Source organism: Halomonas sp. R57-5, from assembly GCF_900070345.1.
Lineage (GTDB): Bacteria > Pseudomonadota > Gammaproteobacteria > Pseudomonadales > Halomonadaceae > Vreelandella > Vreelandella ventosae_B.
This window is the reverse complement of record NZ_LN813019.1, coordinates 2,375,839-2,391,688: the sequence shown is the minus strand read 5'-3', so window position 1 is coordinate 2,391,688 and position 15,850 is coordinate 2,375,839. Positions and strand designations below refer to the sequence as shown.

At 55.2% G+C, this 15,850-nt stretch carries 15 protein-coding genes; 1 reads left to right on the top strand and 14 read right to left on the bottom strand.

The genetic code is table 11. The features are described from left to right. Positions 1-84 precede the first annotated feature (84 nt). Together HALO_RS10975 and HALO_RS10970 are read right to left on the bottom strand one after the other, a co-directional pair. On the bottom strand, positions 85-669 hold the full coding sequence (locus tag HALO_RS10975; protein WP_035579682.1) for a YceI family protein: 585 nt from the start codon (positions 667-669) through the stop codon (positions 85-87). A 93-nt stretch (positions 670-762) separates the two neighbouring features. Further along, on the bottom strand, positions 763-1,335 hold the full coding sequence (locus HALO_RS10970) for a cytochrome b (protein ID WP_035579683.1): 573 nt from the start codon (positions 1,333-1,335) through the stop codon (positions 763-765). A gap of 354 nt (positions 1,336-1,689) precedes the next feature. Here HALO_RS10970 and HALO_RS10965 point away from each other — a divergent pair, with 354 nt between their 5' ends. Next, entirely contained in the window at positions 1,690-1,968 is a 279-nt protein-coding gene (locus tag HALO_RS10965) for a hypothetical protein (RefSeq protein ID WP_035579686.1), read from the top strand. 117 nt (positions 1,969-2,085) lie between these two features. Here HALO_RS10965 and HALO_RS10960 read toward each other — a convergent pair whose 3' ends face one another. The 12 genes from HALO_RS10960 to asd form a co-directional block, all read right to left on the bottom strand. Further along, positions 2,086-3,297: an O-succinylhomoserine sulfhydrylase gene (locus HALO_RS10960; RefSeq protein WP_035579688.1), complete on the bottom strand. Its 1,212-nt coding sequence runs from the start codon at positions 3,295-3,297 to the stop codon at positions 2,086-2,088. Between the two features lie 12 nt (positions 3,298-3,309). Beyond that, positions 3,310-4,830 (bottom strand): amidophosphoribosyltransferase, encoded by a 1,521-nt coding sequence (gene purF / locus HALO_RS10955; RefSeq protein WP_035579689.1) that lies wholly within the window; start codon positions 4,828-4,830, stop codon positions 3,310-3,312. An 80-nt stretch (positions 4,831-4,910) separates the two neighbouring features. After that, positions 4,911-5,486 carry a CvpA family protein gene (locus HALO_RS10950; RefSeq protein ID WP_035579691.1) on the bottom strand — a complete coding sequence of 192 codons (576 nt, stop codon included), beginning with the start codon at positions 5,484-5,486 and terminating at the stop codon, positions 4,911-4,913. A gap of 3 nt (positions 5,487-5,489) precedes the next feature. Next, positions 5,490-6,227, bottom strand: coding sequence for an SPOR domain-containing protein (locus HALO_RS10945; protein ID WP_035579693.1), 738 nt, complete (start codon positions 6,225-6,227; stop codon positions 5,490-5,492). Next, positions 6,214-7,557: a bifunctional tetrahydrofolate synthase/dihydrofolate synthase gene (gene folC, locus HALO_RS10940; protein WP_035579696.1), complete on the bottom strand. Its 1,344-nt coding sequence runs from the start codon at positions 7,555-7,557 to the stop codon at positions 6,214-6,216. Before folC ends, HALO_RS10945 begins: the two co-directional genes overlap by 14 nt. Beyond that, positions 7,550-8,569 (bottom strand): acetyl-CoA carboxylase, carboxyltransferase subunit beta, encoded by a 1,020-nt coding sequence (gene accD, locus HALO_RS10935; RefSeq protein ID WP_035579698.1) that lies wholly within the window; start codon positions 8,567-8,569, stop codon positions 7,550-7,552. Before accD ends, folC begins: the two co-directional genes overlap by 8 nt. Positions 8,570-8,663: 94 nt before the next feature. Beyond that, the gene (gene trpA / locus HALO_RS10930) at positions 8,664-9,467 is read right to left on the bottom strand and encodes a tryptophan synthase subunit alpha (RefSeq protein WP_035579702.1); all 804 of its coding nucleotides are present in this window, start codon (positions 9,465-9,467) and stop codon (positions 8,664-8,666) included. An 8-nt stretch (positions 9,468-9,475) separates the two neighbouring features. Continuing rightward, positions 9,476-10,663, bottom strand: coding sequence for a tryptophan synthase subunit beta (gene trpB, locus HALO_RS10925; protein ID WP_171051224.1), 1,188 nt, complete (start codon positions 10,661-10,663; stop codon positions 9,476-9,478). 147 nt (positions 10,664-10,810) lie between these two features. After that, complete coding sequence (locus HALO_RS10920) at positions 10,811-11,449, bottom strand: phosphoribosylanthranilate isomerase (protein ID WP_035579709.1); 639 nt, start codon at positions 11,447-11,449, stop codon at positions 10,811-10,813. Beyond that, positions 11,446-12,384, bottom strand: coding sequence for a tRNA pseudouridine(38-40) synthase TruA (gene truA, locus HALO_RS10915; RefSeq protein WP_050713423.1), 939 nt, complete (start codon positions 12,382-12,384; stop codon positions 11,446-11,448). The genes HALO_RS10920 and truA overlap by 4 nt, the downstream gene beginning before the upstream one ends. 9 nt (positions 12,385-12,393) lie before the next feature. Beyond that, a complete protein-coding gene (locus HALO_RS10910; RefSeq protein ID WP_035579714.1) occupies positions 12,394-14,373 on the bottom strand; it encodes a FimV/HubP family polar landmark protein in 1,980 nt (659 codons plus the stop codon). Between the two features lie 191 nt (positions 14,374-14,564). After that, positions 14,565-15,677, bottom strand: a complete 1,113-nt coding sequence (gene asd / locus HALO_RS10905; RefSeq protein ID WP_035579717.1) for an aspartate-semialdehyde dehydrogenase — start codon at positions 15,675-15,677, stop codon at positions 14,565-14,567. Positions 15,678-15,850: the final 173 nt, after the last annotated feature.

The window sequence follows — 15,850 nt, the reverse complement described above, 5'->3', positions numbered from 1 at the left end:
CAAGCCAAGTCTCCTTTTATTCGCCTTTAACGCAAAAACGCCACCACCCCTAGCGGGGTGATGGCGCTTAACTAAAAGTACTCTTTACTGACGAATACCTTCAAACGTCACGTATAGCTCAAGCTCATGCATGGACTCAGGGAAGTCGCTCATATCGATGCCGTAATCGCCCAGGGTCAGCGTGGTGCTGCCCTCAAAACCAGCGCGGTAGTTGCCCCAAGGGTCATCGCCTTCACCCATCAGCGTAACCGGCATTTCAATCTCTTGAGTTTCGCCGTGCAGGGTTAGATCACCGGTCAAGACGCCTTCATTTTCACCCGTTGATTCAAAGCCTGTGGAGCTGAATGTGGCGGTAGGGAATTCACTGGCATTGAGGAAATCTTCGCTCAAGATATGGCGATCACGCTCGGCGTGGTTACTGGTCAGGCTATCCACCTGCACTTCGATTTCAGCAGAAGACGCGTCGAGATTTTCAGGATCATAGGCAAACTGACCATCGAACTCTTCAAAGCTGCCGAGAATGTAGGAGAAGCCCAGATGTGAAATTTTAAACTGGACAAAAGCGTGCTGGCCTTCGGTATCAATCTGATAATCAGCTGCCTGCGCTTGGCTCAAAGGTACCAGCGCTAAAGCGGCGATCGCTGATGCAAATGCTGTCTTCTTGAACATATTGAATTGCTCCTTGCTTTACTTAATAGGCACCGCGGGCATTCAATTATCTTACCCGCAGTGTTTAGAAAAACCTGTATACAGACAACGTCATTATCTTGGTGCGTTTTGATTGCCAGCTTGGCTATGCGCTGGGTTCAGCATACGTACCAACGCTTTATGTCGATTTAACCAGTGGTGCTTGAAGGCAGCGAGCGCGTGCCCACCCGCTAAAATCATTAGCACTAGAGCGCTATACCAGTGAACCTCACCTGCAAGGCTTGCCTGGTTGGGTAAGTCGTGTAGCAGCGCAGGCACCTCAAACCAACCAAACACACTGATGCCACGTCCATCGGCGGTAGAGATCAGGTAACCGCTCACCATAACCACTAATACAAGCACATAGAGAGCAATGTGACCGACATGGGCCGCAATAGTTTCTAAACGGTTGCCCTCTGCGTGGGGTGTCGGCTGGAGGAAGCGCCATACCAAACGTGCAAAGGTAGCAAACAGCAGCAAGATACCAATCGAGCGATGCACCCAAGGCCCCTGATTATACCAAGGGTCATAATAGCCCAGGTCGGTCATCCACCAGCCTAGTGCAAATAGACCAATAATGGTCAACGCGCTTAGCCAGTGAAATAGAATACTGACCAATCCCCAACCGTTGCGACTGTTACGCCACATTGTGCTATTCCTCATGTTATCTATGGCTGCTTCAACTTCGCCAACGCGTCTATCAGAGCTTGGATGACGCTACTCACCCACGCCCAGAACCTTACCGCTAGAAGCTAACGAAAACCGCTGAAAAAAGCAGAATCTTTCATTCGTAAAAACCATTGAATAACCAGATGACAATTTTTACGCAGTTCGCCTTTCTAAAAAATCAAAGACAATCCATCCTACAAAATCGAACAAATAGAGCAAATTTAATCAATTTTATAATTTTGTTTGCAGGCTTACTATTAGCGCATGTCCTAAGAGACATTGTGCAACGATCTCAAAAGCTGCACACAAATTTTCTATTAGAGAGCGCCAATCATGAAAAAAATTACCCTTATCACCGCTATTGCCATGACATTAACTTCTACTGCCGTTCTAGCTGAACAGGGCTCTGGCGAACTAAACCAGATTGTTCACCCTGGCTCTTCAGCGAATCACAGCACGGACAGCTTATACATGGCGCCGGCTGATTTGCCTTTAGTTAACGGCGATGCAGAGAAAAATAGCGTTGCTGCTCCGAACTCTCACGCCAATCGCTCTTCCGATAGTGAAGACCAGATTGCGCTGTCAGATCTGCCCCACCGCAACGCTTCTTGAAACAAATAATGGTGCTTTACTTACAAAGCATATGACCCATTAGGTTTCAGAAGTGCGAAAAAMCCCACCTTCATAAAGGTGGGTTTTTCGTTTCTGCGCTGGATTGCTTAACACCCACTAGCTAGCCAGAACATCCAGCCCACGGGCAAGATCACGCTGGATATCGTGCTGGCTCTCAAGGCCTACCGCCACGCGAATAAGCCCTGGCGCAATACCCGCCGCATCTTTCTGCATATCCGATAAACGGCCATGGGTCGTCGTCGCAGGATGGGTAATGGTGGTTTTAACATCACCTAAGTTACCTGTGATGGACAACATGCGGGTCGCATCAATGACCTGCCACGCCCCCTCCTGGCCGCCCTTCACTTCAAAGCCCAATACGGCACCGAAGCCCTTTTGCTGCTGTTTAGCCAAGGCGTGCTGCGGATGATCTTCCAGGCCGCTGTAAAACACTTGCTTAACCGCTAGGTGAGCATCGAGCCAGCGCGCCAGGGTTAAGGCGTTTTCACAGTGGGCATTCATGCGTAGCGACAGGGTTTCCAGGCCCTTGGTAAAAATCCAGGCGTTGAAGGGGCTAAGGCAAGGCCCGCAGGTGCGCACCACGCCGAATACCTCCTCAAGCAGCGCATGGCTTCCTACCACGGCGCCACCAATGGCGCGGCCTTGACCGTCCAGATACTTGGTCGCCGAGTGAATAACCAAATCAGCGCCTAACGCTAGCGGCTGCTGAAGTGCCGGAGTCAGAAAGCAGTTATCGATGGCCAATAGCACATCATGACGCTTTGCCAACGCGGACAGAGCCGCAATATCGGCAATTTCTGAGCGCGGATTTGAGGGCGTTTCGGCAAACAGCAGACGCGTCTTAGGGGTAATCGCCGCTTCCCAGGCAGACATGTTGGAAAGCTCCACGTAGCGCGTGGTAATTCCAAACTTGCCGAGATACTTATCGAACAGACTCACCGTAGAGCCAAACAGCGACCGGGAAGCGACAATCTCGTCTCCCGCAGAAAGCAGCGCCAGCGCGGTGGAGAGAATAGCCGACATGCCCGAGCTGGTAGCCACGCAGCGTTCGCCGCCTTCAAGGGCCGCTAGGCGGCGCTCAAAGGTATGCACCGTTGGGTTGGTAAAGCGCGAGTAAACATTGCCAGGCTCTTGGCCACCAAATTTACGCGCCGCTTCGGCAGCGCTTTCGTAGACAAAGCTTGAGGTCGGAAAAATAGGCTCCGAGTGTTCCTGCTCGAAGGTGCGCTGATGGCCAGCCCGAATAGCCAGCGTCTCTAGCGACCACTCATCCTGGTGATTGTCTTCCTGGTGATTGTCATCATGCATAAGGCGTCTCTCCTAATCGTCCAGGTCATCGTCCTGATTGTGCATATCGACCAGGGCATGGTCACCGGCGCTTTGATCCTTGGCGGAATCATTGCGGCTAGCTTCCAAGGCAGCCAAGTAGGCGTCGTCGATATCACCAGTCACGTAGTTACCGTCAAACACCGAGCAATCAAACTCTTCCATCTCAGGGTTCACTTCACGGCAGGCCGATTTTAGATCTTCCAGGTTTTGATAGAAGATGCGATCAGCGCCGATTAGATCACCCACTTCCTCTTCGCTACGGCCATGAGCAATCAACTCAGACGCCGCTGGCATATCGATGCCATACACATTGGGGAAACGCACCGGCGGCGCCGCCGAGGCAAAATAAACTTTACGCGCCCCGGCATCACGGGCCATTTGAATAATCTGCTTACAGGTGGTGCCCCGCACTATGGAGTCGTCCACTAGCAGGACGTTTTTGCCTTTAAACTCAACGTCGATGGCGTTGAGTTTCTGGCGTACCGATTTTTTACGCTGGGTCTGCCCCGGCATAATAAAGGTGCGGCCAATATAGCGATTCTTCATAAACCCTTCGCGGTAGGTCACCCCCAGGTGCTGTGCCATTTCAAGAGCGGAGGTGCGCGAGGTATCGGGGATAGGAATCACCACATCAATATCGTGATCCGGCCACTCGTTGAGAATGCGGTCGCCCAACTTACGGCCCATCTGCATCCGGGTGCCGTACACATAGGCGCCGTCCAATAGGGAATCCGGACGCGCTAGATACACGTGCTCAAAAATGCACGAACGCAGCTGCGGGCGGTCAGCGCATACTTGAGTATGAATATTGCCCTCAATATCGACAAAGATGGCTTCGCCGGGCGACAAATCACGCTCAAGCTCGAAACCGCCCACGTCCAAGGCAACGGATTCAGAGGCGATCATTACCGCCTGACCGTTCTCCTCTTCGCGGGTACCAAACACCACCGGGCGAATACCGAAGGGGTCACGGAATGCCACCATGCCAAAGCCGTTAATAATCGCCACGGCGGCATAGCCACCTTTACAGCGACGATGAACACGACGCACGGCGTCAAAAATATCTTCCGCTTCCAGGTGCAATCCCTGTTTGCCAAGCTCGTGGGCAAATACGTTGAGCAGCACTTCGGAATCGGAGCTGGTATTGATATGACGCAGATCGGTGGAGAACAGCTCCTGCTTCAACTGCTCTGAGTTGGTCAGGTTGCCGTTATGCGCCAGCGCAATACCGTAAGGAGAGTTAACATAGAACGGCTGCGACTCGGCTTCGCTAGAAGAGCCTGCCGTCGGGTAACGCACGTGACCTATGCCTAGATTACCTTTTAGGCGGGCCATATGGCGGGTGTGAAAGACATCACGTACCAAGCCGTTACTCTTGCGCAGTAGGAAGCGTCCCTCGCTCCATGTCATCATGCCGGCAGCGTCCTGGCCACGATGCTGAAGTACGGTCAGGGCATCGTAGATTCCCTGATTTACCGCTTGCTTGCCCAGAAGGCCCACTATACCGCACATTCACGTTACCTCACTTAATGCCATGGCTTGCCTATACCTAAGCAAGCCCGAACGTTGGTAGAATCAACTTCAGTAACAGGTCAATCACCTGTCGGGATAACTTCTCGCTCCGCCGCGCCAGGCATGCGCAGTTCGGGTAGCGAAATGTCGCGCAGCGACGCTGGCGCCTCAGGCAGTTCTCGATCCCACTGATCTAACTGGCTTACCGCCCAATCGCGCAGTTGAATAAAGGTCGGGCGCAGTTCGGCTTGCTGCCATGCCTGTAGCTCCGCCAGCGGCGTAAGGGTAATCAGCACCGTAGCGATAAGCAAAATAACCGCCCCGCGGGCAACGCCAAATGCGGCCCCCGCCACGCGGTTCAAAAGCCCCATGCCCACCCACTCTATCGCGGCATGCACCAAGCGAATCACGATGCCACAAAGCAAAATAACGGCAAAGATCACTAATATAAAGGCGAGTACTAAGCGGGCATCAAAGCTATCGATAAACCCGCTCATCAGTTCGGCCACCGGCTCAGCGAGCACTCGGGCAACCATTAACGCCACCACCCAGGCGGCCAGCCCCAACGCTTCGCGAACAAACCCCCTGACGAAGCCGGCCAGCATCGACAGCGCCAGCACGGCCAAGAACAGCGCATCAATCCAGGTTAATGCCATGGGTTAGTCTCTTACCCGAACAAGCAGGCCCTGCACATTAGCGCGCTCTTTAATCGAAGACATGGCGGACTCACCCTCTTCAGAAGTGGCATAAGGGCCCACAAAGACGGTGGTCATATTGTTATCGCGCTCACGCTGATAAACAGTAAAACCCTCACCAGAGAGCTGTTCGCTAAGGCGCTGTGCATTATCGGGCTCTCCAAAACTGCCGACTTGCACTGCCCACTCTCCCTGAGCGCTGGATGAGGGGCTCGATGCGCTAGATGACGAGCTTTGCGATGAACCTTGTGAAGAGCCTACTGAAGAGCTCTGCGCCGAGCCTCCAGCGCTGCTTTGACCACTGCTGCTATTACTGGCGATTAAATCAGCGATAGGGTCGCTATTGGGGGTTGCCGGAGTTTCTTCCGCTTCACTGGTGGCCGCCGCTTCTGGGCGGGAAGACTGATTGGAAGCCGCGATTTGATCGGTTTCCGGCAACCGCGGATTGGCGTCAATAGGGATATCGCCCTCTTCACTCTCCCCTTGAGAGGTCGACGATAGCGACGATTCACCAATGGTTGAAGGCCTTTCTGGCGCGGGCACGTCACGGCGCTCCACTTCAACCGGCTGTTCAATCACAAAGCTCGGCTGGGGGCGCTCTTCCCTCGGAGCGGGATCACTCATTAGCCACGGCACAAAGATCGCCAGTAACGCGAGTAGAATCACAATGCCGCTAATGCGTTCCGTTTTACCGTATTTCATTTCCGTCTCCATCAAGCGACGCAGCGCCTGTTGGCAGTGGCCGAGCTAACAGTGCCGCTACTGTAAAGAACGACCCGGTGGCCAAGACACGATCATTGGGCGTTAACATTTGCGCGAGCCAATCGACGCCTGCTTGCGGCGAATCGGCGCGAAAATGCACCCGCCCTCCCTGAGCTATAATACGTTGCGACAACTCGCTTGCCTGGCAACCTCGCTCGCCACCAAGCGACACGCACACCCAATCATTAATGCGGGCCGCTAACACCTGTATGACACCGTCAATATCCTTATCATTCAACATGCCGATAAGACCCCACTGGCGACCACCTTCCGGCGGTGATGGCAAATGGCGAACGACATACTCGGCGGCATGAGGATTATGCCCCACATCCAGGCACCAGGGGCCAACCCATTGCAACCGTCCTGCCAACTGCACCGAACCAAGCGCTGCTTGCACACGTGATTTCTCTAACTCAAGCCCGGCAAGCACAAGCGACTGTAAAGCGCTGGCAGCGTTATCAACAGGCAGCCCAGGATCGGGAAGTTCCTCAATAACAATGGGTTGACCATCCAGATACTGCCCCTGCCAGCGCCATTGGGAGCGTTCACCCGCCATCGCCTGATGGGTAAATTGCTGGCCCAAACTAAACGTGGGCGCGGTAAGCGCCTGGGCACACTCAGCAACGCTTTCTGGCAACGTTTGACTACCTAACACGGCGGGCCGATTGGGCCGAAAAATACCGGCTTTTTCACGCCCTATCTGGGCTAAGTCGGTGCCCAAAAAGTTAGCGTGATCCTGAGCGATGGTGGTGACGATAGCCACATCCGCATCAACAATATTAACCGCATCTAGGCGCCCACCCAGCCCGACTTCCAGTACCGCAAGATCAAGCTCTGCATTGACCAGGCACCACAGACCACACAGCGTACCCGCTTCAAAATAGGTGAGGCTGATTTCACTATCCTGCAAGCGCGCACGCTCCACCTGCTCAAACCCCTGCACAAGCAGTTGGTCGTCGGCTTCCTGACCGTCGATTTTAACGCGTTCGTTGTAGCGCAATAAATGAGGGGAAGTATAGGTACCCACACGCCAACCATGGGCACGGGCAACGCTATCAATCATGGCAAGGGTTGAGCCCTTACCATTGGTGCCTGCTACCGTAATAACGCGAGGGGCGATGGGGCTTGCGAGCAGCCCCATACGTTTTGCCACCTCAGAGACCCGCTCCAGGCCCATATCAATCCCTACCGGGTGCAGCGTTTCCAAATGCTGGAGCCACTGCTGTAAAGAGTATGGCTGTAGAGCGTGTGGTTCTAGAGAGTCAGGCATTGCGTGAATGATCATCACTCTTAGCGGAAGTGGTATCCTGCTTGGTCGCATCGACCTTTTCAAAAGTGACGTTAGCAGTATCCGCTAAGGTAGCTTCCTCGACGATCGGCTCCACTACGTCAGCATCATCAGGGGTTATCGAACTCACCGGGGTCGCATCGTGGTGCGTTAGCTTACGCAGCACACTGCCCACGCGAGCACGCATTTCATGGCGATGGACGATCATATCGACAGTGCCGTGTTCGAGCAGGAACTCACTGCGCTGGAAACCTTCCGGCAAGGTTTCACGCACCGTTTGTTCGATAACCCGCGGGCCAGCAAAACCAATCAAGGCATTGGGTTCGGCAATGTTCAAATCACCTAGCATTGCCAACGAGGCTGAAACACCGCCAAAGACGGGATCAGTGAGCACCGAAATGTACGGCACACCCGCTTGCTTGAGCTTTTCGAGCGCGGCGGAGGTTTTAGCCATCTGCATCAACGAGAACAGCGCTTCCTGCATGCGCGCACCACCAGAGGCGGCAAAACACACCAGCGGGATATTCTCTTCCAGGGCCAGGGTAGCGGCGCGAATAAATTTCTCGCCGACCACCGCCCCCATTGAGCCACCCATAAAGGTGAACTCAAAGGCAACGGCGACCACCGGCAGACCATCCAACTCACCGCGCATAGCGACCAGCGCATCTTTCTCGCCAGTGTCTTTTTGCGCCGCGGTCAGGCGGTCTTTGTATTTTTTAGAGTCGCGGAACTTCAATCGATCAACAGGTTCGATTTCCGCCGCAATCTCTTCGCGTCCTGCTTTATCCAAGAACCAGTCCAAGCGTTTGCGTGCCGTCAAGCGCAGGTGATGATCGCACTTGGGGCATACGCTGTTATGTTTCTCTAGCTCAGGGAGATAGAGAACCGCTTCGCACTTGGGACATTTACGCCAGAGGCCGTCGGGCACGCTAGCGCGACGGTCTTTACGCTGGATACGACCCATGGAGGGTACGATCTTGTCTAACCAGCTCATATCAAAAAGGCTTCCGTTATACGTCAACGCCCGGCAAAACCAGGCTTGATGAGTGTCGTTAATCTATTCAGTATAGGCGATAAAGCGTGCTGCTTTAGGCATCCATCGCCGTACGCATCTCTGCTAATACACTTTTCAACTGGCCTGCAATGGTTTCCGGCGCATCGACACTTTCAGCAATGCGGTTAACCAAAGCGCTGCCTACAATCACACCATCGGCGACTTTAGCGACTTCCGCAGCAGTCACACCATCGCGGATGCCGAAACCAACACATAGCGGCAAATCGGTCATCCCCCGCAGCGGCGCCAGGTGCTCGGCTACATCGTCTGCGTTCAGGGTGGCGGCACCGGTCACGCCTTTCAGCGAAACATAGTAGAGGTAGCCTTCACCATGGGCGCATATTGTAGCGGCACGCTGGTGCGAAGTGGTAGGCGCAACGAGAAAAATCGCTGCTAAATGCCGAGATTTCAGCAGCGGCCCAATCTCTTCGGCCTCTTCCGGGGGCATATCCACTATCAGCACGCCGTCAACGCCTACGCTGGCGGCTTGATCGGCAAAGTTCTCGTAGCCAATCCGCTCAATAGGATTCAAATACCCCATCAGCACCACCGGCGTGGTGGTATCGGTTTGGCGGAATTCTTTGACCATTTGCATGAGGTCAACCAGCCGTGTGCCCTGCTTTAAAGCACGTTCACAGGCTTTTTGAATCACCGGGCCATCGGCCATGGGGTCGGAAAAAGGCACACCTAGCTCAATCACATCGGCGCCTGCTTCCACCAATGCATGCATAAAGCCCACGGTGTACTGCGGCGCCGGATCCCCTGCGGTAATGTAAGGGATCAGGGCCTTGCGACCCTGCTGCTTAAGTTCACTGAAACGCTGATCAATACGGTTCATGCTCGCCCTTAAAATTCGATGCCATCAATCTTAGCAACTGTCATGATGTCTTTGTCGCCACGCCCGGAGAGGTTGACCACGATATGCTGGTCAGGACGCATGGTAGGCGCCAATACCTTGGCGTGAGCCAACGCGTGAGCTGACTCAAGGGCGGGCATAATACCCTCCATGTGGGTCAGCTCGCGGAACGCTTCGAGCACTTCTTTATCGTTTGCCGCCACGTAGGAGACCCGCCCCACGTCTTTCCATAGCGCGTGCTCTGGGCCCACGCCCGGATAATCCAGACCGGCCGAAATCGAGTGGGTATCAGATACCTGCCCGGCTTCATCTGACATTAAGTAGGTGCGGTTACCGTGCAGCACGCCGCGGGGGGCATTGGATGCCAGCGGCGCCGCATGACGGCCGGTTTCCACGCCATCACCACCGGCTTCGACGCCGTACATGGCCACGTCGTCATCTTCCACAAAGGGGTAGAACAGACCCAAGGCGTTGGAGCCACCGCCCACACAGGCAATCAGCGCATCGGGTAGACGGCCAATCTGCTCAAGCGACTGGCGGCGCGCTTCACGCCCCACCACCGCATTGAAATCGCGCACCAGCAGTGGATAAGGGTGCGGGCCAGCCACGGTACCGATGATATAAAAGGTGTTATCAACGTTGGTGACCCAGTCACGCAGCGCTTCGTTCATGGCGTCTTTAAGGGTACGGGTACCGGACTCCACCGGAATGACCCGAGCGCCCAGCAGGCGCATACGATAGACGTTTAGCTTCTGGCGCTGGACATCTTCAGCGCCCATATAGACGTCGCACTCAAGCCCTAAGCGAGCGGCCACGGTCGCAGAGGCAACGCCATGCTGGCCCGCCCCGGTTTCAGCGATAATCCGCGGCTTGCCGGTTTTTTTGGCCAGTAGTGCCTGACCAATGGTGTTGTTGACCTTGTGAGCGCCGGTATGATTCAGGTCTTCGCGCTTCAACCAAATCTGCGCACCGCCAAGACTCGCCGACCAGCGCTTGGCGTGGTAAAGCGGTGACGGACGTCCTACGTAGTGGGCAAGGTCGTAGTCAAACTCGGCCTGGAAGTCGGGGTCATCACGCAGGCTTAAGTAGGTTTTCTCCAACTCTTCCAACGCAAAGCTGAGAGTTTCTGACACGAACCGACCGCCGTAGGGGCCAAAATGACCGCGGGCATCCGGCATTCGGGTCAGATCGCTGAATTTAGTTTTCGGAGCAGGCGTCGCAGAAACTGTCACAGAGATACCTCACAAGATCGCCAGAACAGGCAAACAATAAATGAACTCACTAATAACGCAGCAGATTCAGTACACGTCACTGCGCAGCGTACTCTAACGAGCGTCGGCTAACGCTACATAACGAACGAAAGACGCCATCTTGTCGGCATCTTTACAGCCGTGGGAGGCTTCAATACCACCCGACACATCCACTGCATAAGGCGCTACCTGACGCACAGCGTCAGCAATGTTAGCAGCACTCAACCCACCGGCGAGGATAACAGGTTTTGCAAGATTTGCGGGGATTCTCGACCAATCAAAGATCTCTCCCGTGCCCCCCGGCGTTCCCGGTCGATAGGCATCTAACAGCAGCGCCTGGGCCTGATGATAGCGCTCTGCCTCATGGGCTAGATCTATCTCATCGCGCATACGCAGCGCTTTCATCCAGGGTAGCGCAAAGCGCTGACACTCCTCGGGCGTTTCATTGCCGTGAAACTGGAGCATATCGAGATAGGGTAAGCACTGCTCGATGAGCTCAGCAGGCTGGTCAACGAACAGCCCCACCCGGGTCACAAAGGCGGGTACCCGGGCAGACAGCGCGGCCAGTTGCTCAACACTCACGCTGCGGGCACTTTTCGGCCACATAACGAACCCCAAGGCGTCCACGCCCAGCGCCACGGCGCGGTCAATATCCTCGCCGCGGGTAAAGCCGCAGAACTTGATGCGGGTACGGATTAGCGCAGCAGCACTCATGACGGCACCTCCTGCTCAGGGTTAGCAGCCGGATGGCGAAGCGAACGATTGCGCCGATAAGCTATCCGCGGCGTATCAGGCAACTCGCGCTCCCCGGTCCATTCACCGGTAAATGAGAGCAGATGCGGCCCCAGCGGCTCTTTGGGCAGATCAAAGCGCTCATCGTAAACCGAATCGACAAAATGCAACCCACAAGCAGGCGCGGTGACATCGCCTTTGCGGCGGTTTTGCAGCGCCAGCAGTTCGCCAATATAGGTCTCACTCTGAGCACCACGCCCTACACTCACCAGTGCCCCGGCGATGTTACGAATCATATGGTGCAAAAACGCATTGCCTTGAATATCGATCATCACCAGTTGGCCGTAGCGCTTTACGTCGACAAAGTGCATATGCCGCCAGGGGGATTTCGATTGACAGCCAGCGGCGCGGAAGCTGGAAAAATCATGCTCCCCTACCAGCGCCTGGGCGGCCCGGTGCATGGCATCGGCGTCTAACGGATCCCGGCACCAGGKCACATTGGCCCGCTCTAATACGGGGCGACTAATCTGGTTCAGCAGCACGTAGCGGTAACGGCGCCCCAGGGCACACAGGCGTGAGTGGAAGTCGTCGCCTACGGGCTTTACCCAACGCACGGCGATATCGCGGGGCAACTGGGTATTAGCGCCAAAGATCCAGGCTTTTTCAGAGCGCCCCACCGGCGGGTCAAAATGAACGATTTGGCGCGTCGCGTGCACACCCGAATCTGTGCGCCCGCTAGCGTTCACCCGAATGGACTCATTGGCCACCTTGGACAGCGCATCCTCTAGCGACGCCTGAACCGATGCGGCGTGGTTTAAGCGCTGAAAACCGCAGTAGCGGGTACCGTCGTACTCGATACCCATTGCCAAGCGGCCAGTAAGCGGAATTTTCTCATCGAAGTGATAGAACAGCGTCATCAAGCCACATCATGTTGAAGATTTTGAAGGATCACTATTATCCAGCCCTCGCGGCTTGAATGCTACCTCTTCAATTTCCCACTCCTCCTCGACCGGCCGACGCGGGTGTTTCGCCGGAGGCACCGGTTCCGCATGCGGCTCACTGGCAAGCGCTACCGTGGGCTGCATTGGGGTCTCAATGCGAGGGCCATCCTGGCTGTCTGAAAAGCTATTTGAAGGGCTATTGGAAGCGCTGTTTAAGATCGGCGGATGGTAATCGATAAAGCGATGGCCGGGATCCTCAGCGGCAACCGATGGCTTCTCGGTTGGCTGCGCAGCCGCCGCTGGTTCAGACGCGGGTAAACCCGTACCGATAGAAGCCAGCCGCTGGCTCATGGGGGCAGCACTCGGCGGAGGCGCCAATGAAACGCTTTCAGAGCTGTCAGTGGCCACGGCATGCAGCCCGAACCGTCGCTGACGCCCCTGCTCAGCCAGTCCCGACGCTTGGCTTTTTTCATAGCGTAGAGTGTCATCTTGCGCTGGCATCTGCGCTTGATCGTCGACCAGCCACTGGTCGGTATCTAATGGCTGCTCGTCGTTAGTGGCCGGAGCATCGGCGGCCTCAGCCTGGGGCTCTGGTTCGTTGTCAGGCATAGTCGCGGCGCTGGGCGACACCGTTGGCTTCACCACTGGCTCAACAAGCGGAACGTCATCCCAGGTCTCTTCCCGGCGTTTACGTAGCCACACTAATAGCGCTACCAGCAGTGCAATGGCCGCCAACGCCAGCGACCACTGGTAGCGTTCAATTAAAGCAGCGATACCCGGGCCATCCGTCTCGTCCCTGTCCACAACATTCAAAGTGGCAGCGAGTGGCTCTGGCGATGGCTCTTGAGCCGCCAATGCCTCGCTTAGCGCCTGGGTCAGCGAGGTGACCTCGCCACGCAGTTCGTTAAGCTCTGCGCGCATCAACTCACGCTCTTCAAGCACCTGCTGAAGCGTCGCTTGGCTAAGGCGCAGTTGCTCGGTCAGCTCTGCACGAGTTAACGCTTCTGGCTCGTCGGGTTCCGAACCATCCGACAAGACCGCTTTCGAACCGCCAGCGACAAGCGCGCTATCAGGTTGGTTAGACCCATTTGTCTGTAGGGTTTGGGCGTCGGCTATGGCGGCATCAGCAACGGGGGCGGTTTCAGCCTTGGGTAGCGACACTGCCTGCAACGAGCCATTGCGGCGTGCCCGCCAGGCTTCATTCATGGCTTTAATCGCCGTGTCGGCATCAGCATGAGAGCGTGCCAGAATGCGTTCAGCGTAAGGCACTTCTAACGTTTGGCCGGCACGCATGTCATTTATATTGCCTGATGGGAAGACCTCAGGATTGGCCTCCAGTAGCGCAACCATCATCTGTTGAACACTTGCTTTGTCGGGCTTAATACGTTCGGCAACACTCCATAACGTATCGCCACTGCCTATGTAAGCGCGGCTATTTCCGGGGGCACTCCCGCTGGCACGAGCAGGCGTCGCGGGCCCAGTCTCAGCAACTGGAGTGGCAACCGCTACGGGGCTAGCGGTTTGAGCCTGGCCCTGTTGCGACCGACCCTGCTGAGAATAGCCTTGTTGAGAATAGCCCTGGGGATCAAACAGCAATGTGATATCGCGAAACTGTTGCCCGCCCGGATACTCAACCGTTAACAGTACATCAAGCCAGGGCTCCTGCATCGCTTGGTCAGAACTTAAGCGCACCTGACGCTGCCCCTGATACTCCACCACCTGAGCACGTACACTGGCAGCTAACGGCGTCCACTCAAGGCCTGCTGTGGCGAAATCAGAGGGGTCGGCAATCTCTACACGAATATTGTCTAGTGCGTAATCACTGCTTTCCAATAGCGGGATCGAGGCATCTAAAGGCGCATTCAGGTACGAGCTGACACTCGCCTGCCCTAAGCCAATGGCTAGCGCGATAGGACTCATTGCACTCAACGAGAGCCATGTCATCCATGTCAGTGTTTTTTTCATGAATGTTCCCTGATGCCCACTTACTTTTAACCATTGATACCCAATTATTGTATTACGTCTTTTTTATCATAACTTAACGAAATAGAGCGGTTTTTCCCACTAACGTGGCGAATAAGAGCAAAAAAAACGGGAAGCTGCGAGCAGCTTCCCGTTTTCGACTGGCGTACTACATACCGTACTACAACAAATAATTACTGCTCGCGCAGGATCTTCAGCATCCGCTTCAGCGGTTCTGCGGCGCCCCACAGCAACTGGTCACCCACGCTGAATGCCGAGAGGTATTCACCGCCCATTTGCAGCTTACGCAGACGGCCAACCGGCACTTGTAGCGTACCAGTCGCAGCTGCAGGCGTTAGGCCAGCAATGGTGGCGTCTTTATCGTTGGGAATCAGCTTGACCCACTCGTTGTGCTTGGCGATGCGATCTTCGATCTCATCCAGCGGCACATCGTGCTTGAGCTTGATAGTGAACGCCTGGCTGTGCGAACGCATCGCACCAATACGCACGCATAGACCATCGATGGGGATCGGGTTGTTGTCGAGACCAAGAATCTTGTTGGTCTCAACGCTGCCCTTCCACTCTTCACGGCTCTGGCCGTTATCCAGCTTGGTATCGATCCACGGCAGCAGGCTACCCGCCAGCGGTGCGGCAAAGTTATCGGTCGGGAAGTCGTTGCTGCGCATCGCTGCGGTGACTTTACGATCGATATCCAGAATTGCGCTTGACGGATCTTTTAGCTCTTCGCCAACGCTATCGCGCAGCGTACCCATTTGGTTGAGCAACTCGCGCATGTGCTTAGCGCCCGAGCCAGAAGCCGCCTGATAGGTCATGGAGGTCATCCACTCGACCATATCGGCTTCAAACAGACCGCCCAAGCCCATCAACATCAGGCTCACGGTGCAGTTGCCACCGACAAAGGTTTTGGCGCCTTTGGCTAGCTGGTCGTCGATCACCCTGCGGTTAACCGGATCCAGCACAATCGTCGCTTCATCTTCCATACGCAACGTGCTGGCAGCGTCAATCCAGTAGCCTTTCCAGCCTGCGCTGCGCAGATCTTTATAAACCGGCTTGGTGTAATCGCCACCCTGACAGGTGATAACGACATCCAGCGCCTTGAGCGCTTCAATATCAAAGGCGTCTTTCAGCGGAGGGACGTCTACACCGATGTCGGGGCCGGGCTGACCTACCTGGGAGGTGGTGAAAAACACCGGCTCAATGCCGTTAAAATCACCATCTTCCTGCATGCGCTGCATCAGCACTGAACCCACCATGCCGCGCCATCCCACGAAACCGACTTTCAACATATGAAGTCCTCCTGCAAAGAATGAGTCCTTGTATTATACACACTTCTTTACGGTGATTTTGAAGCCGCACTGAACAGCTAATGTTAATGGCTGAGCAAACAAAGGTGCCGAGGATAGGTCGTAGAGGGGGTCATTTGCCATGGATGGCAAATGTAGCGCCCAGGGAGGGGTTT

What these genes read in the sequence shown, in the direction of transcription:
- HALO_RS10975 (WP_035579682.1), bottom strand. Translation starts at nt 669, where the DNA reads ATGTTCAAGAAGACAGCATTTGCATCAGCGATCGCCGCTTTAGCGCTG.
- HALO_RS10970 (WP_035579683.1), bottom strand. Translation starts at nt 1,335, where the DNA reads ATGTGGCGTAACAGTCGCAACGGTTGGGGATTGGTCAGTATTCTATTT.
- HALO_RS10965 (WP_035579686.1), top strand. Translation starts at nt 1,690, where the DNA reads ATGAAAAAAATTACCCTTATCACCGCTATTGCCATGACATTAACTTCT.
- HALO_RS10960 (WP_035579688.1), bottom strand. Translation starts at nt 3,297, where the DNA reads ATGCATGATGACAATCACCAGGAAGACAATCACCAGGATGAGTGGTCG.
- purF (WP_035579689.1), bottom strand. Translation starts at nt 4,830, where the DNA reads ATGTGCGGTATAGTGGGCCTTCTGGGCAAGCAAGCGGTAAATCAGGGA.
- HALO_RS10950 (WP_035579691.1), bottom strand. Translation starts at nt 5,486, where the DNA reads ATGGCATTAACCTGGATTGATGCGCTGTTCTTGGCCGTGCTGGCGCTG.
- HALO_RS10945 (WP_035579693.1), bottom strand. Translation starts at nt 6,227, where the DNA reads ATGAAATACGGTAAAACGGAACGCATTAGCGGCATTGTGATTCTACTC.
- folC (WP_035579696.1), bottom strand. Translation starts at nt 7,557, where the DNA reads ATGCCTGACTCTCTAGAACCACACGCTCTACAGCCATACTCTTTACAG.
- accD (WP_035579698.1), bottom strand. Translation starts at nt 8,569, where the DNA reads ATGAGCTGGTTAGACAAGATCGTACCCTCCATGGGTCGTATCCAGCGT.
- trpA (WP_035579702.1), bottom strand. Translation starts at nt 9,467, where the DNA reads ATGAACCGTATTGATCAGCGTTTCAGTGAACTTAAGCAGCAGGGTCGC.
- trpB (WP_171051224.1), bottom strand. Translation starts at nt 10,663, where the DNA reads ATGCCGGATGCCCGCGGTCATTTTGGCCCCTACGGCGGTCGGTTCGTG.
- HALO_RS10920 (WP_035579709.1), bottom strand. Translation starts at nt 11,449, where the DNA reads ATGAGTGCTGCTGCGCTAATCCGTACCCGCATCAAGTTCTGCGGCTTT.
- HALO_RS10910 (WP_035579714.1), bottom strand. Translation starts at nt 14,373, where the DNA reads ATGAAAAAAACACTGACATGGATGACATGGCTCTCGTTGAGTGCAATG.
- asd (WP_035579717.1), bottom strand. Translation starts at nt 15,677, where the DNA reads ATGTTGAAAGTCGGTTTCGTGGGATGGCGCGGCATGGTGGGTTCAGTG.